The sequence below is a fragment of the Brachyspira pilosicoli genome (assembly GCF_008016535.1).
In the GTDB taxonomy this organism is placed as follows: Bacteria; Spirochaetota; Brachyspiria; order Brachyspirales; family Brachyspiraceae; genus Brachyspira; species Brachyspira pilosicoli_A.
Map to the genome: position 1 here is coordinate 1 of NZ_SAXY01000063.1, position 22,145 is coordinate 22,145.

Consider the following 22,145-nt stretch of genomic DNA (forward strand, 5'->3'; position numbering starts at 1 on the left):
GGAATCAAGCAAAGAGACATCTTCGTAAATTTAATGGAATACCAAAAGAACATTTTCACTTATTTATTAAAGAGTGTCAATTTAGATTTAATAATCCAAAAGTTGACAAACAGTTGGAAATTATATACAATTTAGCAAGAAAGGAGCTTTTTTAGTTATCTAGGACAGCCCCTAATTTTTTATAATTTTGTAATTTTAACATATGAAAAGATTTTTATTATTGCTATTTATTATAATTAATATTCTTTCCTATAATTTGTTTTCATATATAGAAGAGAATACTAATGATATAGAAGAAAACACTAATCATTTTTTTGATAGTTATTTAATTATTAGAAAAAGTGATATTAAATCTTCTAAATCTAAGAACTTAGCAGAAATTATAAAAGAGTTTAGTAATATTAACATAAAAAATAAAAAAGTATATTCTCAATCTACTTTTATAATCAATGGAAATAGGCTGAATGATGAAGAGAAGAAGATATATTTGTTTTTGTACGATAAAAATAATATAGATTCTATTGATATAAGATATAATATTTATGATGGAAATATAATTTATAATATAGTTACTTCTAGATATTCTCAGGGTGAAGAATTGATTTATAAAAACATATTGGAAGGTGTTTCTTTAGAAGTTACGAATCAGAAAATATCTTATAAGAAAATAGAAACAAATTCAAGTAAAACTTATGGCAGTCTAAATGTATTAAATTATAAAATAAAAAAAGATGATAACTCACTTAATTTTAAATTGGATACATCTGGAGAGGAAAAAGGTTTTAGCGGCAGAAAGAGTAAAAATGCAGATTTAAGAACATATTTAAAAAGTGATGTAAGTTTTAATTTGAAACCTATTGATGAGATAAGTTTTACAGGTAAATATTTTTTAGATTTGCAAACAGATATTGGTTTACTCGGACAAAATGAAACAAATAATATAAAAACTCAAAACATATATCAAGGGGGTACTTTTGGAATAAAATTAAAGCCTATTGATTTTATAATAATAGAAAGTATGTATTTTATAACAAGCAAAAAAGATACTTTAACTATTACAAATAATAGATATTTAATGGCACAGGGAAATAAAACAACTATTACTTTTAATATACCATTAGCTTCTATTAATTCAAGCATTAGATTAAAAGGCAATTATTCTTATCTTTCAGGAGCAAATACATATAATTTAAGCGTTAATAATAATTCACTTCCATGTCTTCCAAAGCATCAATTTAATACATCTTTGGAATATGTTTATGGTGTTAATTTAAATTATGAATATGCTTTAATGTTTAATGTACAGTATATAGGAGATGATTATAATAATACTACTAAAAGTGATACTGATAAATCTTATACTACTTTTGATTTAATATCTTCTTTTAATTATAAAAAGACACTTTCTCTAAAATATGGAATAAAAAATATCCTAGATATAAAATATGAAACTATAAAAGGCTATCCTATATCAAGCAGAGAATATTTTGCAGATATTACAGTAGTTTTTTAACCCCTTATAGTTTATTTTTTATTTAATTAAATATTAATACATGAAAAGTTAAATAGCTTGCAAATAAACACCATAAAATATAAGGTATTAATATATAGCTTGCTGCTTTTGATATAGTTTTAAATTTCATCATTGTAATTATAATTAGTATATCTAAAATTATTATTTCTATAAAACCAAATAATGGACTTTTTAATCCAAAGAATATATAAGTCCAAAACATATTTAAAATAAATTGAACGATAAAAAGAAATATATAATTTTTAATATTTTTCTTTATTTCTAAATCTTCTTCATCTATATATTTATTAATTATAATAGCTATTGATATACCCATTAAAACATATAATATACTCCAAGCTATAGGAAATATTATATTTGGCGGGTTTAGAGGCGATCTATTTAGAGAATTATACCATAAAAAATTATCAGCTTTAACAGATATTCCAGCTAAATATCCCATAAACAAACAAATGGCAATAGTTATAATAGGAATTATAAAGTATCTTTTTTTCATTTTATACTCCTTATAATTACTTCATATTATAATTATAACAAAAATATAAAAATTTAAAAAGAATTATAATTCATATATTGACCATTTTAGTTAATTATTTATCTTCTTTTACTATTTTTTTATATTTCTCAGATAAATGAGTTTCTAGTAAATCTTCTAATTTTTTATTTGTATAATAGTTAGCCTTTGCTTTAGCAACAATATCCATAGTATCTTTTTTTGGTATTTTAATTGCTTCTCCAGAGAAAACATTATAATTATTATGCATTATATTTAGAGTTTTATATGCCATCAATGCTGCTATTAAGCAAAAATGCCTATATCCAATTGCCTTTTTTTCTATTTCCATTATATATTTTATAGTATCCTCAAAATCGTCCATGGCATTATCAACCATTTTATTTAGAATCTCTATAGCCTTATCTCTATAAGTTTCATCTTGAAAATATGATGCTATATTATCATCATTAAATAAATTTTTAGGCCAAAATATTCTGTTTTCTTTAAAATCATTTCTTACATCTTTAATGATGTTTACTTTTTGAAGGAATCTTCCAAACTTTTTTGCTTTTTCTCTGTCAAGCGATAAGTTGTCCAAAGCCCTAATAAGTTCCGTTAAGTATACTCCCACAGTTCCCGCAACATAATAACAGTAATCATTCAAATCTTCAAAATTGTTTATAGTATGGTCCTGATAATATATCATTCCATAACCCATCTCATTTAAATATGATATAGACATATTTTTGATATGAGAATCAAAACTAAAAAATGTTTTTAATACCAAATCAATGTTTTCTATCAATATTTTATCATTATCATTTATTGTTTTTTCTAATACTATACGTTTGAAATTATCAAGATTTTTAATATTTTCTAAACTTGAATATTTTAATATATTAATAAATCCTGTTATTAGGGTTTCTTTATCATTGGTGTTATGAATAGAATCTTCTATAGTGTCTATAATTCTTGCTAGTAAATATTGAACTTCCACTTTAGATTTTTTATTTTTATCTAATAGCGGTATAGTTAAAGCAAAGCTTCTAGATACTAAATCAAGTAAATATTTGTTTGTAATTTTTGTTCCCATATTTCTTCTCTTATATTTTTTCTAATAATGTTACGCAATGTACGGCTACTGCTTTACCTTCACCTACAGCATCCATTTTTTCGTTTGTTTTGGCTTTAATAGAAATATTATCTATACTAGTATTAAGAGTTTTTGATAGATTTTCTCTCATTAAATCTATAAAGTCTCTCATTTTAGGTTTTTCTATAATGATAGTAATATCAGTATTTGATAATATGTAATTTTTTTCTTTCATGATTGAAATAGTTTGTTTTAATAGTTCCATAGAGGATATATCTTTATATTTCTCATCATTATCTGGAAAATGACTTCCTATATCTCCCAAAGCTAATGCTCCGAATATAGAATCTATTAAAGCATGTATTACAGCATCGGCATCTGAATGACCTTTTAATCCTAAATGATATGGTATTTCTATTCCTGCTAAAATCAATTTACGATTTTCTTGAAATACATGCGAATCATATCCATATCCTATTCTCATTGTTTATCCTAAAAATATTATTTATAAAGATTATATAAAAAAACAAAAAATTGTCAAAATAATATATTTTTAATTAAATAAAAAAATAAGCCATTATTTTACTAATGGCTTATTTAATGTAAGAAAAATATAAAAAAGTTTATTTACCTGTACTTGTTATTATAGTAGTTGTATCTTCTATTCTATTTTCTGGTATCTTTATTAATCTCAAGTCAAACATTACCATGAACATACAAGGCAAGAATATAAGTGTAAGAAGAGAAGCAAACAAAAGTCCATAAGCTAAAGCCATAACTATAGGTATAATGATATCAGCTCTTCCTCCTATACCATAAACAGTAGGTAAAAGTCCAACTACAGTAGTAACAGTAGTTAAAAATACTGGACGAAGACGCTGCTTAGCTCCTTCAACAATAGCTTTAGCTACTCCTTTTTTACCACCCTCAACGCCTTCATCTATGATTTTGTTGATGAGGTCAACAAGTATAATACCATTGTTTACAACAACACCTGCCAAACCAATGATACCTACAACACCCATGAATGATAAAGGCATTCTGTGAATAGCAAATCCAAGAAGTACACCAATTAAACCAAATGGAATAATTATCATAATCATAATAGGCTGTATAAATCTGTTTAACTGAAGTAGTAATACAATGTATACGAATATGAAAGCCATAGCAAAACTAAAAGCTAATTGCTTTAATGCTTTTACAGTTTCTTTAGCCTCACCACCGAACTCTAATTTTAATCCTCTATACTGTTTTGAAAAATCTTTATATTTCTCTCTAACAGCATTCATAACCTGCTGAGAAGTATTTTTACCATATTTTATACCTGCTGTAATTGTTATAGTTCTTTCACCGTTATAATGTTTTAGAGTAGCAAGTCCATCTGCTTTTTCAATAGTAGCTAAGTTTTTAAGATAAATTAATCTTCCAGTAGAGTTTGGTATTAATAAATTTTCTAAATATTTTGTATCATAAGTATATTGATCATCAAATTGTACTCTAAAGTTTAGTTTATTATCAAGTTCTTGTATATATGTAGCCTCTGTACCATAGTATGCAGTTCTTACTTCATTAGCAACACCAGCAACATTTACACCAAGTTCAGCTATCTTGTCATAATCAAACATAACTCTCAATTCTTCTTTACCTATTTTGTCATCATCATCAATATCTATAACACCCGGAACAGTAGCTAAATATGCTTCAATATCTTCTTTAGCTTTTTTAGCAAGTTCAGTATCATTACCAACTATTCTAATGTCTACAGGATCACCAGGGTCAACACTTCCTTTTGTATTCATAGTAAATACAGGAACAGTTTGTCTAATATCTGTTTTATCTATTTCCTCATTTATTAAAGCAACAAGCTCATCAGCAGTTCTATCTCTTTCTGCCGCAGCAACTAAATAAACCATAATACCCGCTAAACTTCCTTTCTCTTCAGAAACAACCTCTTGGTCAACTTGCTTACCAACAAGAGAGTATAAAGCTACAAGCTCTTCTGGTTTTACTACACGTGATACAGCATCTTCTATTTTAGCTATGCTTTCTGTTGTAACTTCTTTTGTAGTACCTGTAGGCATTTCTATATTAATTACTATTGTATCTGCACTTGTATCATAAATAAGCACGAAATTTTTAAAGCTATTTTGTGCTAAAAATATTGAAGCTATAAACATAACTACAAAAAAGCCTATTACTATGTATCTTACTTTTATTAGTTTTTCTAATGCAGCACCAAAAGGTATTTTCATTTTATCAAATAAAGCATCTTTGTCGAAATCAAGAGGGTTTTTGAAATTAAATCTTTTCTTTTTAGGCTTGTATGATTTGTATTTATCCTCTTTATCTTGTAATTGGTTTGGAAGCAGCAAAGTAGCCTGAAGCATACTAACAACAAGAGTAAATATTACTATTTTTGGGAATATATTTAATATTTTACCCATCATACCGCTTATTGTGAGCATAGGGAAAAATGCAGCAACAGTTGTAAGTGTTGAAGCAAGCATCGGCATTACAACATCGCTTACAGCAAGTCTTGTAGCTTCAAGTCCTTTATAACCAGCCTGCTTAAAGTTAAATATATTTTCTGATACTACGATTGAATTGTCTACTATCATACCAAGTACAGTAATAATAGCAGCTAATGACATAGTGTTAAATGTTATGTTTGACACTTGCATATATATAAAACAAGCAAACATTGTAACAACCATACCCAAACTTGTAAACATAGCACTTTTGAAATCCAAGAATATAATCAAAGTTATAAATATAATTACAAATCCTTGAATAAGGTTTGAAGTTACAATACTTAAAAGTGAATTGATAGTTCTTGATTTATCGCCCATAACAGATACTTGAATATTATCTGGTATTAAATCAGCATTTTCTTTTAAATATTGGTTTACAGTTTCAATAGTTTTAAGAATATCAGCATTTTCGTTTTTAACTATATCTAAAGAATAACCAGAAGCTCTGTTTACTCTCATTAAAGTAGTTTTTTCTTCAAAGCCTTCTTCTATACGAGCTATATCATTTACCCTTACTCTTTGACCGTTAAATGTAGAACGTATTATAACATTGCTTGCTTCAGTTGGAGTTTGAAATTCACCGAAAGTAACAACAGTTTGTTCTTTACCAGCAGATTCCATATCACCGCCAGTAGCTCTAACGTTTCTTATACTAAGAGCATTAACTACATCGCTTAAAGAAATATAGTTTTCCTGCATTTTTATCGGGTCTACATATACTTTAACTTCAGGGTCAGTTCTTCCGTTTATTCTTACATCAGAAACACCGTCAAGCCTTACAAGTTCATTTTCTAATCTTTGACTTACATCGAATAATTCTCTCTCATCGCCTTCCATCCCCTCTTTAAAGTGTACAGCTAATGTATATATAGACATCTTGTTAGGGTTTAAGTCGTAGGTTGTAACCTCTTCTACATCTTCTGATAAATCTGGAATATTTTGCATCTGCCTAAATATTTCATCTTTTACAGGCTGTCTGTTTGGTATAGTTTCATCTAATTTTACTATTATAATAGCAACATTTTCAATAATTGTTGTATTATATTCATCTATACCAGATATACCTTGTAATTGTTCTTCTATAGGTATAACAGCATTCTGCTCTACGTCAAGCGGAGTAGCACCTGGATATGTTACAGCTATAAGCATCATATCCAAGTCTGTAGATGGAATTGATTCTTTTCTTAAATTAAAATAGTAATAACCTCCTACAAATAATACAGCCATTACTATTATATTAACAAGCATAGTTTTCTTCGCAAAAAATACTATAATTCTTTCCATATATTAGTTATTCTCCTTGATATTAACTTCTTTTTTTACACACGTTTTTTATTGATAGTCTATAGCAAGTAATGCTCTATAGTCAAATATAGTTGTAATAAACTCATATTGTAAGTTTAAGAGCTCTGTTTGTGTTGCTACCAAATCTAATCTTGAAGTAAGCAAATCATCTATTTCTAAACGTCCTTGATCAAGTTTTTGAAGCTGTGTGGTTATTCTTGAGTTAATTGCTCTAATTTGTGCTCTTTTACTATTCATTAAATTTTTATAGGTTTCAAATTTATAAATATATCCCTGAAGCTGTGTGTTATAATCTTTTTCAAGCATATCATATTGAGCTATTATTCCGTATAAAGAGTTTTCAGCCATTTTGTATTGAGCTTTGTTAGCTCTGTTTCCAAGAGGGTAGGAGAATTGTACGCCTGCAAAAAAATCAATATTAGTCATACTTCCAAATGAATTAAAATAACCAGAAGTATTCGGACTTACTCCATTTAAACTTACACTTCCTACTATATCTAAATTTGGCAATGTACCATTTTTTATAGCAGATAAAGCGTATTCTGCTCTAATTTTTGATTGATATGCTATTTGTCCATTAACACTATCAGCAAAAGCAACTGCCTCCATAGTCATATTGCTTCCCAAATCTAAATAAGAATCCCAAGTAGTATGATCTGGTTTAAGATTAGTTACAGGGAAGAAGAAACTTATAGTAGTTAATAGTGTATCCAAAGCGATTTTATTTTGTGCATAATAATCGCTGTAAACTAAAGTCTGTGTTCTAGCATTTTGATAAGAGTCATTATCTATAAGTCCATTATTGTATCTGTCTCTCATCTGATTTTCAAATCTTCTTGCTGTAATATACATGTTTCTATAATATTCCAATAGCTTTTCGTACATTATCCATTGATAATATAATTTTTGATAAGCTACTAACACACTAGCATCATCTAGTCTTCTTTGAAGTTTTGCTATATTTAAAGCGTATTCAGCATCTTTTATAGGGTATCTATCTAATGCTCCAAAGAAGTTTCTTAAAAGAGGTTGAGTTACTTCTAATGTTAATGATGGCTGATAATTTTGAAACTTTGTTTTTGTACCATCAGGTGAAACTAAATCTCCTGTGAGAAAAGAGTTGTGTGTTAAGTTTACAGACCATTTTGTACCTGTATATGGTATTAAACTTCCAAGTCCAATTCCTGCTTGAATACCTGTAGCACCAATAGATGGACTTAAAGTAGGAGCACTATATCCTGATGATAAACTTCCATATTTACCAACTGCTCCAAATTGTGCAGATAGGTTAACATCTCCACTAGATTTTGCACTAAGCAAATTCATTTCAGCATTTGTTTCTGTTACGGCATTGATTTTTAATTCAGGTATCAAATCTCTAATATTTTCCATATATTTTGCATAACTTAATGTATTAGTAGTTTGAGCGTATACTAAATTTATATTAAAAAATATTGATAATAACACAATAATGTTTTTTCTCATTTATGCTCCTTTTTAATAATCAAAACTTAAGTTCTAAAACCATATTTGTATACATTTTTACTTCCAAGTAAAAGTAATAATGTTTTATATAATGTATCAATTAAACCATCTAAATTAACTTCTAAATCTTTATTTTTTCTTTTTTCCCCCTTATAGTAATAAAGCTTTCTGTCTAAGTTATAATACTTGTCTAATATTAATTCATTACCTATTCCTCCAACAGTGACTATCATATGCATATAAATGTCATGTGCATTAAGTACAGGAGTAAAATATTTTTCATCTATTTTTTTATCTATAAATATTAATAATTCACCAAACCAATAATTTAATATAATGTCTTTATTAATATTATCTTTTAATATTTTTAATCTCTCCATATTGTTGAAAAACATAGGCTGTAACTCAAACATTATTTTTCCAAATTCTTTTGCCGTTACAAAAAAAAAAATTCTAAAAGCATTAAATAATTCAAATATAGCCTTTTCAGGATCATTACTATATTTATCTATTAGTTCTTTTGGTCTTACAGGTACAGTAATGGTATTAAGTAAAGCTACAACAATTTCATCTATATTTGAATAGTATTTGTAAACACCTCCTTGGCTTAAGCCAGATTCATTAACTATATCTTTCATTGTAACGCTATAAGCAGGTTTTCTCTGAAAAACTCTCATAGCAGCTTTTAATATTATTTTTCTCTTATTTTCAAAATATTCTTTATCTACTTTTGGCATTTTAGTTTTTTTGTGTTCACCTCATGTAAATAGAGTTAATAAAAATGACATTGCTGTCGTTTTTATTTGGAAACTAATATTAATACAATTAAAAAATAATGTCAATAGCAAATTTATGAAAAATTATTTAGAAGTATATGTGATTATAAAATCTAAAATAATATTTTTATTTATGATTAGAGCTAAACCTTATTAAGTTTTTTGTTTTTTTATACCAATACCGAAAGCTACCTACTCGGTAAAGAAATTGCATTTAATAATGAAGTATAGTTTTTTATGTATAGACGAAAATATAGATATTATTTTATATTTACATGTTTCAAAAAGATAAAGCTAAAACACTCGCACTTTTTTGTCCTTTGACGAAGTCCACACCATGTAAGGCGGAAAAGAACAATAAAAAATTAATAAAATATAATCACTTTAATATGTATTAAAGATTTTTATATTTTCGAAGTAAGTGCTTGTGTGGTAAAGTCATTCAAATAATAAATTTAAAAACTTAAAAAAATCACTATACTCCTTCATGCCTTTTTGTTATAAATAATTATAAAACATAAGTATTTGATATAATTCTATAATAATTTAAACTATTACTTAGGTCTTGACATTGGAGCATACTCTAATGCTATAATTAAAACAAAAAAGACTAGGGGCTTAAATTATGACAATAGCTGAAGTAAGCAAAAAGACAGATTTATCAACCGACACTTTGAGGTATTATGAGAGAATAGGGCTTATACCAGAAAATAGAAAGAACTAGAAAGCGGTAATTATACTGATTATGATATAGGCTGGATAGAGTTTGCTAAATGTATGCGAAGTGCCGGTATGGGTATAGAGTCATTGATAGAATATAAAAAACTCTACAATAAAGGTGATGCTACAATAGAGGCAAGAAAGCAATTACTATTAGACCAGAGAGAGATAATAGAAACTAAAATTAATGAGCTTAAAGAGACTTTATAAAAATTAAATTACAAAATAAATAATTATGATACAAAGATGAGGGAGTGTGAAATAAAATTGTCAAAGAAATAATTAAATTAAAATAATGAGGATAAAAAAAATGAAAATATTATTAAGCTTTTTAATTTTTATAATGACAGCATGCAATTCTATTTATGGAGATAGTACAAATATGAATACTTTAAATAATTATGTTTCCTTAAAAATCAATAACAAAGAATACAAATTAATATTGTATGATAATGACACAGCGAGAGATTTTTTAAAAATGCTCCCATTAAAAATTACAATGAATGATTTAAACAGCAATGAAAAATATCATAATTTAAGTTCAATACTCACAACAAAAAGTGAAAGGGTAGGCAGTATAAAAAGAGGCGACTTTATGCTATACGGCAATAATTGTTTGGTGTTATTTTATGAAAGTTTTTCAACATCATATAGCTATACAAAAATTGGATATATAGAAAATACAGACGGCTTAAAAGATTCACTTGGAAGTGGAAGCATAGAAATAACTTTTAGTGCAAATTAGTTTTTTGAAGATTAATTTATCAACTAAAATATTTATGCAATTATAAGATTTAGTATTTTTAATTATGATATTGATTTCATTTTTTAATTATGAAGGAAAAGTATATGCAAAAAAGAAAACTTGGAGAGTTAGAAGTTTCGGCTGTTGGTTTAGGGTGTATGGGTTATGGCGTAGTCTATGATGAGAATTATGATAAAAAACAATTAATATCTATCATACATGAAGCTATAGAATTAGGTATTAATTTTTTTGACACAGCGGAAGCCTATGGTCCATACAAAAACGAGGAGATTGTAGGCGAAGCATTAGAAGGTCGTAGAGATAAAGTTGTAATAGCTACAAAGTGCGGAATAAAAACTGTAAATGGAAAGCCTGTATTAGATGCAAGAAAAGAGACTATAATATCATCTCTAGAAGGTTCATTAAAAAGACTGAAAACTGATTATATTGATTTGTATTATCTTCACAGAGTTGACCCTAACACGCCTATTGAAGAAGCGGCAGATACAATGAAAAAATTAATAAAAGAAGGCAAAATTAAACATTGGGGCATTTCAGAGGCAGGGGCAAACAGCATAAAAAAAGCTAATGAAGTATGCAAACTCACAGCCATACAAAGCGAATATTCTATGATTTGGAGAGAACCAGAAAAAGAGATTATACCGTTATTAGAAGAATTAAATATTGGTTTTGTGCCTTTCTCTCCATTGGGTAAAGGTTTTTTAACAGGCAAGCTTAACAGCGATTTTTCAAAAAATGATTTTAGAAGCTCTATTCCAAGATTTCAAAAAGAGAATTTTGATAAGAACAAAGCATTGATTGATATTTTGGAAGAGATTGCTAAAGCTAAAAATGTTTCAAAGGCTCAAATAGCATTAGCTTGGGTGCTTCATCAAAAGCCTTTTATAGTGCCTATATTTGGAGCAAGCAAGATAGAGAGATTAAAAGAGAATGCTTATTCTGTTAATGCGGATTTTAGCAAGGAGGAATTAAATAAGATAAATGAAGCTATTTCACAAATAACGATAGAGGGCGACAGGTATCCGAAGGAGCATATGGAGATAGTAGGAAAATAATTTTATAAGTTTTAGATTTATTTCAGAACAGGTTATAAATATTTATATTGTTTTTTTGTTTTATTCAACTTTTTCCCGCCGCAAAAAGTTGCAAAAAGTGCAAGTATAAAATTACTACTAAATAATACTAATTTATTTTTATGTAATATGAATTATTAAATTTAATCTAAAATATAGCCTTTTTGCTTCTTTGTGGCAACAAAAGAAGTGGGGGTGTGGGGGCTAGTCCCCACAAATACTAAAAAACTTATTAAATAATTTTATCAAACAGTTTTGAAGTAAGTCCATTAAATAAAAAATAATAGGAGCTTAAAATGAAAATGTTGATAGCTTATTATTCGCATTCAGCAAACACTAAAAAACTTGCTGATACAATAGCAAAAATTATAAAAGAAGAATCACAAAATACTGTGGTAGACTTTTTTAATACAGAGCCTGAGAAGGCATATTCGCCAAACTACAGCACCGTATTAAACGAAGCTAAAAGAGATATAAATAGCGGACATAAACCAAAATTAAAAAACAGCATAAAGAGCATAGACGATTATGATATTATATTTGCAGGAAGTCCTAATTGGTGGAACACAATGGCTCCTCCGTTAAATACGTTTTTGAACAGTTTTGACTTTTCTAATAAAATAATAATGCCTTTCTGTACGCATGGAGGCGGAGGGTGCGGAAGCATTAAAAGAGATATAGAAAAAGAATCAAAATCCAAACAGGTAGCAAAAATATTAAGCGTGTACGGAAGCTCTGTAACGAGTGCTGAGAGTGAAATAAGAAAATGGGTTAAGGATATATTAATAAAATAATAAAAAGGAGAAAATAAAATGTCTGATTATAAATATCAAAAATCACCAGAAAAAACTTTATTCATAAAAAATGGAGAAGGCAAAAAGTTTAAAGGAGCCAAAGAATATTTTACAGGCGATGTTGAAGTAGAGATTATCACAGAGCCTAATGAAGATTCTCATTTTTCTGTAGCCTATGTAACATTTGAAGCAGGTGCAAGAACAGCATGGCATACTCACCCTTGCGGTCAGCATTTAATCGTAGTTGAAGGAATAGGACTTACACAAGAAGAGGGCGGAGAAGTTTTAGAGTTTCACGAAGGAGAGGCATTATACTGCCCAAAAGATAAAAAGCATTGGCATGGAGCTTCACCAGATTGCAAAATGAAACATATTGCGATAACAGGCGACAAAGACGGAAATAATGTTACTTGGTTAGAGCATGTTACTGATGAAGAATATAACGCCTACAAGAAAAATAAATAAATTTTAAGCTAAATGATTATATTTTATTTTAATATCTGGGGCTTTGCCCCAGACCCCACTTCTTTTGGTGCCCTAAAGAAGCAAAAGGACTGCAATTTTATATACTAAAATTATACTGAAAATTATATAACTAATTTTATTAAGCTCTTCTGAAATAAGTATAATAAAAAGCCCTCCCTAATAAATATTAAGACAGGCTTTTATTAATATATTATTGCATTTTCATTAATGTTCCTTCATAAGTAGCTGAATATGATTACCCTTGATATTCCATAGTACATACTAAAGTATCTTTAGGAGCATTATTATCTGTAAAATCAACTTTATGTTTTAAAGTCGATTTTGCTCCCTCTTCTGTAACTTCAGAAGTAAATTCAAATACATTATCAGATACTTTATTAATCTTATCTAAAGCTATTGTTTGCTGAATAACTTCATCTTTGATACTGCCGTCTGCATTAATTGTAAAAGATGCCGTCATTACTTCTGTGGCAGCAGCATAACCGCTTACTTTACTTACTTCTCCCCCCCATGTTCCTTGAAACTTAGCTACTTCTTCTTTTGTTGGCGGTTTAATTGTAGGGCCTGTGGTAGGGTCTGTGTTCTTATTACCGCAGCTAATTGCCAAAAAACTTAATACAATAGTAATAATTAATAAAATTTTTTTGTTCATGTTGAACTCCTTTTTAATAATTTGTGTATTTAAACATTATTTCATTTTCGTTAATGTTCCTTCATAAGTAGCTGAACCTAATTTCTCTTGATTTTCAATATTTTCCATAGTACATACTAAAGTATCTTTAGGAGCATTATTATCTGTAAAATCAACTTTATGTTTTAAAGTAAATTTTGCTTTAGCTTGTTTAACTCCAGAAGTAAATTCAAATACATTATCAGATACTTTATTAATTTTATCTAAAGTTATTGTTTGCTTAGTATACCCATCTTTTATACTGCCGTCTGCATTAATTGTAAAAATTGATTCAAATGTTTGTGGCTTAATAGCATCATCACCGCTTACTTTACTTACTTCTCCCCCCCATGTTCCTTGAAACTTAACTACTTCTTCTTTTGTTAGCGGTGTAGGTGTAGATTTAGGAGCTGGTGTAGGTGTATGTGTACCTGATCCGTCTGTAGTGCCTGAGTTGTTTCCTCCTGTTCCTGTAGAATTCTCATTACTACAACTTACGCCGAATAATGATAAAGCCATTATCATTACAAATATTGATAAAATCTTTTTGTTCATGTTGAACTCCTTTTTAATAATTTGTGTATTTAAACATTATTGCTAATACTTAATTGCGAAACTAAAAAGTAAAGTGATATGCTTTAGTGTGAATAATTGTTTTAATAGAATTGATTAACCTATCAAAAGATTGCAATACAAAATATAAAAGTGTATTTAATAATTGATAATATTTTTTTAGAGAATTATGCTGTGAGCTGTGAGCTGTGAGCTGTGAGCTGTGAGCTGTGAGCTGTGAGCTGTGAGCTGTGAGCTGTGAGAGTTAAGCTCATTGATGAAATACTAAATAATTTACCCTTAATCATATAGAAAATTATAGCAAATCTATAATTTTATGTCAATACCTCTACATAAAAAATTGTGCACAGGTGCCAAACATATTGCAGTTAGGAATTCCTTAATTTATTAAAGTATAGCATAGGTGTATCATAATTTAAAGCAGAATGTATTCGTTTATGATTGAAAAAATGATTATATTTTTGTATGTTTTTATTTGCTTTCTTTAAGGTTAATTCTTTAGTACAAAAATCATAAAATTCTTTTTGGTCTAGCCTATGTGTACTCTCTACTACACCATTGTATCTTGGTGTTGCTATAGGAATATATCTTCGTTCTAATTTATTTTTTAAGCAGTATTCATCAAAAATATTTATTTTAGGAGTATTAATACAGCGATAAGTATATTCTATACCATTGTCTGTTTGTATAGCTTGTATCTTAAAAGGTGAAGTTTTTAAGACATATTTTAAGAAAGATAAAGCACTATAAGGTGTTTTATCCTCATAGATTTGCCTCCAACTATAGCGAGTAGCTAAATCGACAGCAGTAAATTGATAAACTCTTTTTCTGCCTAATTTGATATATTTAGTGTCTATTTGAACTATTTTGCCTTCTTTTTGTATTTTAGAGACAAATTTTCGTTTATCATATCGCTTCTTTTTCTTTTTTATTTTGTATCTCCAAAGATTATTTCTTTTTAGTACATTCTCTATAGCTGTAACACCTATCTTAATGCCTTTACGATTTAAATATGCTTTAATATAATGCTTACCTCGATATTCTTTAGTATAGAGTTCAATAATTAAATTAATAGCTTCTTGATTATTAAAGATATTTGGAGAAGTTTTCGGTCTAGTACTAAAATTAGCAACTGTTCCAGTATTTTTATGTTTCTTAATCCAAGTATAAAAAGTAGATTTGGGTATTTCTTCTATCTTTAGAAATCTTTTAATATTTTTAGTTTCTAATGCTTCATCCACTATAAATAATTTAAATTCTGTGCTATAATCTTTTTTCATAGTAGTATCCTTTATTTATTTTCTATATCAGAATATTATAACAAGGATACTGCTTTTTTTATACTAAAAAATGTCCAATATCTCATACTCCTAAACAGACCTAAATATGTACAAAATGTATATTATTCTGGCAAAAACAAGTGCCATACTATAAAAATTCAGACTGCTATTAATGCTGATAGCAAAAAAATTATAGATTTTGTTTTAGATAAAGGAAGCGAACATGATTTCAATATCTATAAAAATACAGCAGAACATTTTGATTGTAAAAGTAGAATATATGTAGATAAAGGTTATTATGGAATTAATAAATATCATAATAAAGTTTTAATCCCCAAAAAAAACAAAAAGAAAATACCATTAAATAAAAATGAATTAAAACAGAATCAAAAAATTAATAAAATCAGAATACGAATAGAACATGTTTTTGGAGTTCTCAAACGATATAAAATACTTTCTACTCGATATCGAAATCATTTACAAAAGTTAAATACAAGATTTTTTATATTAGCATCAATATATAATTATCAGTTAAAAAATGACTTTTGAAACAAGTCTAATATAATACAAATCAGAAAAAAAAGATAGTATTAACTATTAATAAAGTTGTTTAGGAGCCATACATATTGCACGTTTTTTAGTTTAAAAAAAGCAGGTATTCCTTATAATTTAATTAATTAAAATAAAACAAAAGGAATACCTATGAAAGAATATACTTCAAATCAAAGAAAAAAGATAGTTATAAAAATCAATAAAGTTAAGAATAAAGAAGTATTAGCTTTAAAATATAAGATTAGTATTAGAACATATTATTATTGGAAAAGCCAATTAGAAACTTATTCTATTATAAAACCTAAATCTACTAAACCTAAGAATAATAAAAATAAATTGAAAAATAAAAAGATTATTAAAAGAATAATTGAAATAAGAAAATTATATGGTTATGGTAAATTAAAAATAAAAAAACAATTAGAGTTAGAAAACATTAAAGTAGGAACAACAGCTATAGAAACTGTCCTAAAAGAAAATAATTTGTATAGAAGTAAAAAGAAAAAAATTAAGAGAAAGCATAAAGGAAAACATGCAATTTATATCAAGGAGGCAGGAGAAAAGGTACAAATAGATGTTAAATATGCTTTTTTTGGAGAAATACGTTATTATCAATTCACTGCTGTAGATTTAGCTACTCGTTATAGTTGGAGAGAAATCTATGAATATAAAACACCTTCTAGTGCTTTATCTTTCTTAAAATATGTATTGAAAACTTCACCTTTTAGGATACAAGCTATACAAACAGACAATGGTATAGAATATACTTATCGCTGTATTAATACTCCTAAAATAAATATTTTTGATGAATACTGCTTAAAAAATAAATTAGAGAGGAGATATATTCCTGTAGCTACACCAAGATACAACGGTGTAGTAGAAAGAGTACACGGCATAGACGAAAGAGAATTTTATTCACGATTAAATAAAAATATCACAGTAGAATTATTAAGAGAAAAATTAAAAGAATATACACATTTTTATAACAATCAAAGATTGATTTCTTCGTTATTGTATATTACAATCAAAGAAAGAATCAAAAATATTATAGCAAGTAAAAGTACAATATCTATGGCTCCATGACATTATATACATAAATTATCGGAATTATGTTAATATAATGATAGAATTATTCATTTTTTTAATATAGTTGCTATTATATAAAATATAATTCTATCTGTATGTTTATTGATAGGATCAAGGTTTAATATATCTTTTATCTTTTTCATTCTATAAAGAATTGTATTTCTATGCATATTTAATTCTTCGCAAGTCTTATTTATATTCATATCATATTTGCTCATCGTTATAATAGTTTCTTTAAAGGAAGAGTTTTTTTTGATGAGGGCTAATTTGTTTTTTAAAATGATGTTTGAATTAATATAGCCTTCATTTAATATAATATATTCCAAAATATAATTATCTATAAAATATAATCCGCTATAGTTATTTATATATTCACATAGGAAATTTGCCTGTTCATAACTATTATATATATCTTCTAATCTATTAACTATACATCCGCACATAAAAGCAAAGTTAATATTTATTTCTTTTTTTAAACTATTAAAGAATAGTTCTAATATTTTATTTTTATCTGAAGTTTTATTTTTTATATCATTAAAACTTTTGATTATAAGAAATAGTCCGTTTCCTATATATGTTATAATATCTTGCTTATAGTAATAGATAATATTTTGTATTTTATTTATTATATAATCTACCATTTTTTGCATATTATAATTATTATTTTTTTCTATTTTTATTATGCATACACTTCTTTCAATATTAAAATTATAATTGTTATTTTCTGCCCAAATATTAATAGAAGATATATGATGAATAACTTCTTTAGAGATTATTTTATAGACATAATTATTTAATGCTCTTTGCTTGGAGATTTTTTTATCTGTATCTATTTCTTTTTCTATAAGTATTTCTGTAAGCATTTTGACAATATTAGCTATAAGTTTTATTTCTTTAGGGTTTCCAGTGACTCCAACTACACCAATCACCTCATTATTAAAAATTAGAGGCATATTAATACCGGGTTTGGCACTTTCTTTATCGCTGTCTACAGAGTCAAAATATTCTATAGTTTTAGCATTTTTTATTACATCTAAAGCTCCTGAATGTATTTTTCCTATTCTTTGTTTATCGCCGCTTGCTATAATTTCAGCATATTCATTCATGATATTAATATTTACTTTATAGTCAATATTGTCCATAATTTTTTCTACTAATTTTTGTGCTGTAGTATTATCAATAGACATAATTATACCTCCTATATAGCAAATAATAATTAATTGTAGTATTTATTTTTAATAAAATCAAATTGATAATTAAGATAATAGTTATAAAATAAGCATATAAAATATTTAGTTATTTCACATGTAATAATATATTTTATATGCTTTTTAATGTGTAATAAATTTTTAAGATATTATATAAATTATTTATTAATTTAATATTATAGTATCTCCTGTTGAGAAATTACATACTTCTATAGCATTATCATTTTTTATGAAGTTTTTTACTTTATCTCCTGAACAATGACAAAATCCTGCTTTTTTAAGCCCTAACTTTTTAATATCGGTTATAGTGTTTTTTATTCTTTTTTCATCGGCTTCAACCAAATGTATTCCTCCAAAGATATTTGTAACTGGAGTATTAAAATAATCACTTATAGTTTTAGTCATATTAACAATACCGGGGTGAGAGCAAGCAGTCAATAATGTGAGTTCATTTTCTGTTTTTAATACCAAGCATATTTCATCATCGAAGTTATCAACATTCATATTTTCTCTAATATTTCCATATTGAAAATAATTAGCAGACATTTCGTATGATGTATCTCTTTTGAAGTTACTAAAACAATATGTATAATCATCTATTTTATAAATATCTTTACAAATAATATGTTCTATATTGTTCTTTGCCAAAAAAGTTTCATTAAAAGGGTTGCCTATATAAGTATATTTTCCATTATCCACTCTATATTTGCGTTGGAAAAAACCATTTCCAGTGATAAGCTTTTTTATTTTATAATTATTAACAACATCAACAAATCCGCCGCTATGATCATAATGTCCATGACTGCATACAACCACATCTACTTTATTTAAATCAATATCCATTCTCTGAGCATTATATAATAAATTATCACTAGAGCCAAAATCAAATAATATATTATTGTATGGGGTTTGCACAAATAAAGAGAGTCCATGCTCATATTTTAATGATTTATTTTCTGACGGACTATTTTCTATTAGTACAGTTACAGCTACCATATTTTATTCTCCAATAATTATTTTAGAAACAAAGATAATATAAATACTATTATAATAGTTGTCAATCCTTGTACTAAAGTAACACCTGTTTGGCATTTATAAGCTTGCTGCGGAGTCATATTAGAGAATTGTGACACTACCCAGAAATAAGAGTCATTAGCATGAGAAACTGTCATAGCACCTGCTCCTATTGCCATTATTACTAATACTTTTTGAATCTCAGAAGTAAAGCCTAAAGTAGCCATTAGAGGAAGCATCATAGAAGAAGTTACTATCATAGATACAGTAGAAGCTCCCATTGCTGTTTTTAATAACATAGCAATGATAAAAGGTAAAAACACACCTATATTAAATTGTAATAAAGAACTGCTTAATATATCGGCTATAGGAAGTCTTTTTAATATTTCTCCAAAAGAACCGCCTGCTCCTGTAATAGCTAATATAGATGCTGAGTTTAATATACCTTCAGAGATTATTTTTAAACGTTCATCTTTAGATACTTTAGTGAGCAAAGTCATAGATAAAAATATACCTAATAGCAGTGCTATAACAGGGCTTCCTATGAATGAGAAGAATGTTTTTATTGCTCCGTCACCAAAAGGATTTGAAGGGAAATCAGCTATAGATTTTAATGCTATTAAGATGATTGGCAATAGTATAGGAGAGAAAGAGTGTAAGGCTCCGGGCAATTTGCCGTATTTTTGCATCAAATCATCTACATTATCATTGCTGTTAGCAGGTATGTATATTTTACTAGCAACTTTTTTAGCATATATTATAGCCGCTATAACACTGGGTATAGATATTAATAGTCCAACTAAAATAACTAAACCCAAATTAGCACCTAAGGTACCAGCCATAGCTATAGGACCCGGAGTCGGAGGTACTAAACAATGTGTAGCATATAAACCTCCACTTAATGCTGTACCCATTATAGACAAAGATATTTTTGATCTTGAAGCTAATGCTTTTGATATTGGAGATAAAATAACAAATCCAGAGTCACAAAATACTGGAATACCTGTTATATAACCTGTTATACCCATTGTTAATACGGATCTATCTTTGCCTACTATTTTTAATATAGTATTAGCCATAGTTAGGGCAGCTCCTGTCTTTTCCAAAATAGTTCCTATAATAGTACCGGATATAATAACAACACCTATACTGCTTAATATACCGCCAAAACCGCTTTGTACTTTCAATACAACATCATTTACTTTCATACCTGATAGAATACCAACCAATACTGATATGGTAATTAAAACTACAAAAGGATGCTGTTTAAATTTACTTATTGCTATTATCATAACTATTACAGCAATAACTATTAAACTAAAAATATAAATACCGTTCATATTATTATTCCTCCTAAATTTATAACTAATATATAGATTTTAGTATATAAAAAAAGTTTTGCTTTACCTTGTATAGTAAATACAAAAAATTATATATTTATTGTGTTTTATAAACAAAGAAAATATAAATTAATTGACTATATTAGTATATATAAAAATTTTATTAAGGATTAAAATTGTGTATAAGATAGTAATAATACCAGACTCATTTAAGGGAAGTGCAAGCAGTTTAGAGGTTTGCGAATGCATAGAGAGAGGAGTATTAAAGGCTGTTAAAGATGTAGTTATAAAAAAAATACCTATAGCAGACGGGGGTGAGGGTACAGTTGAAAGTGTGATTTATGCTACTGGTGGAGAGTTTATAAGAGTTGATGTAAAGAACCCTTTAGGAAAAACTGTTAAGGCTAAGTATGGTTTAATTAATAATAATCAGGCTGTTATAGAGATGGCTGAGGCTTCTGGGATTACATTAGTGAGCGAGAAAGAGAGAAACCCATTAAAATATTCTACATATGGAACAGGGGAACTTATAAAAGATGCTATTAATAGAGGAGTTAAAGAGATACTTATAGGCATTGGGGGAAGTGCTACTAACGATTGCGGTATTGGTATGGCTAATGCTTTGGGGTATAGGTTTTTAGATGAGAAAGGAGAAGAACTTGAAAGCATTGCTGAGAACATGATAAAAGTAAAAAGCATAGATGACAGCAATGTTGATAAAAGACTTTTTGACATAAAAATAAATGTGGCCTCTGATGTTAAGAATGTGCTTTATGGAGAAGATGGAGCTACTGCTATATACGGCAAGCAAAAGGGTGTTACTAAAGAGAGTTTTGATGTGCTTGATGATGGGCTTAAAAATATTGCTAATCTAATAAAAGAAAAATATAAAAAAGAAATTGACTTTATAGAGGGTGCTGGTGCTGCCGGAGGTTTAGGAGGCGGGCTTATTGGTTTTTGTAATGCGGAGATTAAAAGCGGAATTGATGCTATGCTTGATATAATTAATTTTGAGAAAGAGTTGGATGGTGCTTCTTTAGTTATTACTGGAGAGGGAGCTATTGACGGTCAGACAAAAAAAGGAAAGGTTCCTGTGGGAGTTGCTAGGAGAGTAAAAAAATTAAACAAAAACATTTCTGTTATTGCAATTGTTGGAGATATTAGAGAGGGTGCTGAGGCGGTTTATGAGATGGGGATAGATTCTATTATGCCTGCTTTAAAGAGAGCTATGCCGCTTGAGGAGGCTATTGCTAATTCTAAGGTTTTGATAGAAGATGCTTCCGAGAGGGCTTTGAGGTTTATTAATATCAATATATGAAAAATTGTATTTATTTGTTTGCATATGGGCTTATTATATATTTTGCCT

General features: G+C 27.7%; 20 protein-coding genes and 2 pseudogenes. 10 read left to right on the forward strand and 12 right to left on the reverse strand.

Features of this window, described 5'->3' with window-relative positions; translation table 11 throughout:
* Window positions 1-155, forward strand: a pseudogene (locus EPJ72_RS10180) (IS1595 family transposase); the annotation flags it as partial.
* A 47-nt stretch (window positions 156-202) separates the two neighbouring features.
* Complete coding sequence (locus tag EPJ72_RS10185) at window positions 203-1,513, forward strand: TonB-dependent receptor domain-containing protein (protein WP_147732045.1); 1,311 nt, start codon at window positions 203-205, stop codon at window positions 1,511-1,513.
* A 22-nt stretch (window positions 1,514-1,535) separates the two neighbouring features.
* Here EPJ72_RS10185 and EPJ72_RS10190 read toward each other — a convergent pair whose 3' ends face one another.
* The 6 genes from EPJ72_RS10190 to EPJ72_RS10215 form a co-directional block, all read right to left on the reverse strand.
* Complete coding sequence (locus EPJ72_RS10190; protein ID WP_147732046.1) at window positions 1,536-2,030, reverse strand: TspO/MBR family protein; 495 nt, start codon at window positions 2,028-2,030, stop codon at window positions 1,536-1,538.
* A gap of 94 nt (window positions 2,031-2,124) precedes the next feature.
* Window positions 2,125-3,123, reverse strand: a complete 999-nt coding sequence (locus EPJ72_RS10195) for a squalene/phytoene synthase family protein (protein ID WP_147732047.1) — start codon at window positions 3,121-3,123, stop codon at window positions 2,125-2,127.
* Between the two features lie 10 nt (window positions 3,124-3,133).
* Window positions 3,134-3,607, reverse strand: a complete 474-nt coding sequence (gene ispF, locus EPJ72_RS10200) for a 2-C-methyl-D-erythritol 2,4-cyclodiphosphate synthase (protein WP_147732048.1) — start codon at window positions 3,605-3,607, stop codon at window positions 3,134-3,136.
* Window positions 3,608-3,746: 139 nt separating this feature from the next.
* Window positions 3,747-6,938, reverse strand: coding sequence for an efflux RND transporter permease subunit (locus EPJ72_RS10205; RefSeq protein ID WP_147732049.1), 3,192 nt, complete (start codon window positions 6,936-6,938; stop codon window positions 3,747-3,749).
* A gap of 48 nt (window positions 6,939-6,986) precedes the next feature.
* Window positions 6,987-8,444, reverse strand: coding sequence for a TolC family protein (locus EPJ72_RS10210; protein WP_147732050.1), 1,458 nt, complete (start codon window positions 8,442-8,444; stop codon window positions 6,987-6,989).
* Window positions 8,445-8,470: 26 nt separating this feature from the next.
* Entirely contained in the window at window positions 8,471-9,181 is a 711-nt protein-coding gene (locus tag EPJ72_RS10215) for a TetR/AcrR family transcriptional regulator (RefSeq protein WP_147732051.1), read from the reverse strand.
* 664 nt (window positions 9,182-9,845) lie between these two features.
* On the opposite strand from EPJ72_RS10215, the pseudogene EPJ72_RS10220 reads away from it, so the two are divergent.
* The 5 genes and pseudogenes from EPJ72_RS10220 (at window position 9,846) to EPJ72_RS10240 (ending at window position 13,038) form a co-directional block, all read left to right on the forward strand.
* Window positions 9,846-10,222: pseudogene (locus EPJ72_RS10220) on the forward strand (MerR family transcriptional regulator).
* Between the two features lie 28 nt (window positions 10,223-10,250).
* The gene (locus EPJ72_RS10225; RefSeq protein WP_147732052.1) at window positions 10,251-10,685 is read left to right on the forward strand and encodes a cyclophilin-like fold protein; all 435 of its coding nucleotides are present in this window, start codon (window positions 10,251-10,253) and stop codon (window positions 10,683-10,685) included.
* A 104-nt stretch (window positions 10,686-10,789) separates the two neighbouring features.
* Entirely contained in the window at window positions 10,790-11,761 is a 972-nt protein-coding gene (locus EPJ72_RS10230) for an aldo/keto reductase (protein ID WP_147732053.1), read from the forward strand.
* Between the two features lie 314 nt (window positions 11,762-12,075).
* On the forward strand, window positions 12,076-12,573 hold the full coding sequence (locus EPJ72_RS10235) for a flavodoxin (RefSeq protein WP_147732054.1): 498 nt from the start codon (window positions 12,076-12,078) through the stop codon (window positions 12,571-12,573).
* A gap of 18 nt (window positions 12,574-12,591) precedes the next feature.
* Window positions 12,592-13,038 (forward strand): (R)-mandelonitrile lyase, encoded by a 447-nt coding sequence (locus EPJ72_RS10240; protein ID WP_147732055.1) that lies wholly within the window; start codon window positions 12,592-12,594, stop codon window positions 13,036-13,038.
* Between the two features lie 256 nt (window positions 13,039-13,294).
* On the opposite strand, the gene EPJ72_RS10245 is transcribed toward EPJ72_RS10240, so the two are convergent.
* From EPJ72_RS10245 to EPJ72_RS10255, 3 genes are all read right to left on the reverse strand, one after another.
* Entirely contained in the window at window positions 13,295-13,711 is a 417-nt protein-coding gene (locus tag EPJ72_RS10245) for a hypothetical protein (RefSeq protein ID WP_147732056.1), read from the reverse strand.
* 36 nt (window positions 13,712-13,747) lie between these two features.
* A complete protein-coding gene (locus tag EPJ72_RS10250; RefSeq protein ID WP_147732057.1) occupies window positions 13,748-14,284 on the reverse strand; it encodes a hypothetical protein in 537 nt (178 codons plus the stop codon).
* 386 nt (window positions 14,285-14,670) lie between these two features.
* Entirely contained in the window at window positions 14,671-15,582 is a 912-nt protein-coding gene (locus EPJ72_RS10255) for an integrase core domain-containing protein (protein WP_147732058.1), read from the reverse strand.
* Window positions 15,583-15,666: 84 nt separating this feature from the next.
* Here EPJ72_RS10255 and EPJ72_RS13790 point away from each other — a divergent pair, with 84 nt between their 5' ends.
* Window positions 15,667-16,131 carry a transposase gene (locus tag EPJ72_RS13790; RefSeq protein ID WP_439897271.1) on the forward strand — a complete coding sequence of 155 codons (465 nt, stop codon included), beginning with the start codon at window positions 15,667-15,669 and terminating at the stop codon, window positions 16,129-16,131.
* Between the two features lie 153 nt (window positions 16,132-16,284).
* The gene (locus EPJ72_RS10265) at window positions 16,285-17,214 is read left to right on the forward strand and encodes an integrase core domain-containing protein (protein WP_147732059.1); all 930 of its coding nucleotides are present in this window, start codon (window positions 16,285-16,287) and stop codon (window positions 17,212-17,214) included.
* Window positions 17,215-17,264: 50 nt separating this feature from the next.
* Here EPJ72_RS10265 and EPJ72_RS10270 read toward each other — a convergent pair whose 3' ends face one another.
* The 3 genes from EPJ72_RS10270 to EPJ72_RS10280 all read right to left on the reverse strand — a co-directional run bounded on the left by EPJ72_RS10270 (window position 17,265) and on the right by EPJ72_RS10280 (window position 20,779).
* Window positions 17,265-18,404: a CdaR family transcriptional regulator gene (locus tag EPJ72_RS10270; protein WP_147732060.1), complete on the reverse strand. Its 1,140-nt coding sequence runs from the start codon at window positions 18,402-18,404 to the stop codon at window positions 17,265-17,267.
* A gap of 186 nt (window positions 18,405-18,590) precedes the next feature.
* Entirely contained in the window at window positions 18,591-19,421 is an 831-nt protein-coding gene (locus EPJ72_RS10275) for an MBL fold metallo-hydrolase (protein ID WP_147732061.1), read from the reverse strand.
* Window positions 19,422-19,438: 17 nt separating this feature from the next.
* The gene (locus EPJ72_RS10280) at window positions 19,439-20,779 is read right to left on the reverse strand and encodes a GntP family permease (protein ID WP_147732062.1); all 1,341 of its coding nucleotides are present in this window, start codon (window positions 20,777-20,779) and stop codon (window positions 19,439-19,441) included.
* A gap of 178 nt (window positions 20,780-20,957) precedes the next feature.
* Here EPJ72_RS10280 and EPJ72_RS10285 point away from each other — a divergent pair, with 178 nt between their 5' ends.
* Window positions 20,958-22,097, forward strand: a complete 1,140-nt coding sequence (locus EPJ72_RS10285; RefSeq protein WP_147732063.1) for a glycerate kinase family protein — start codon at window positions 20,958-20,960, stop codon at window positions 22,095-22,097.
* Window positions 22,098-22,145 lie beyond the last annotated feature (48 nt).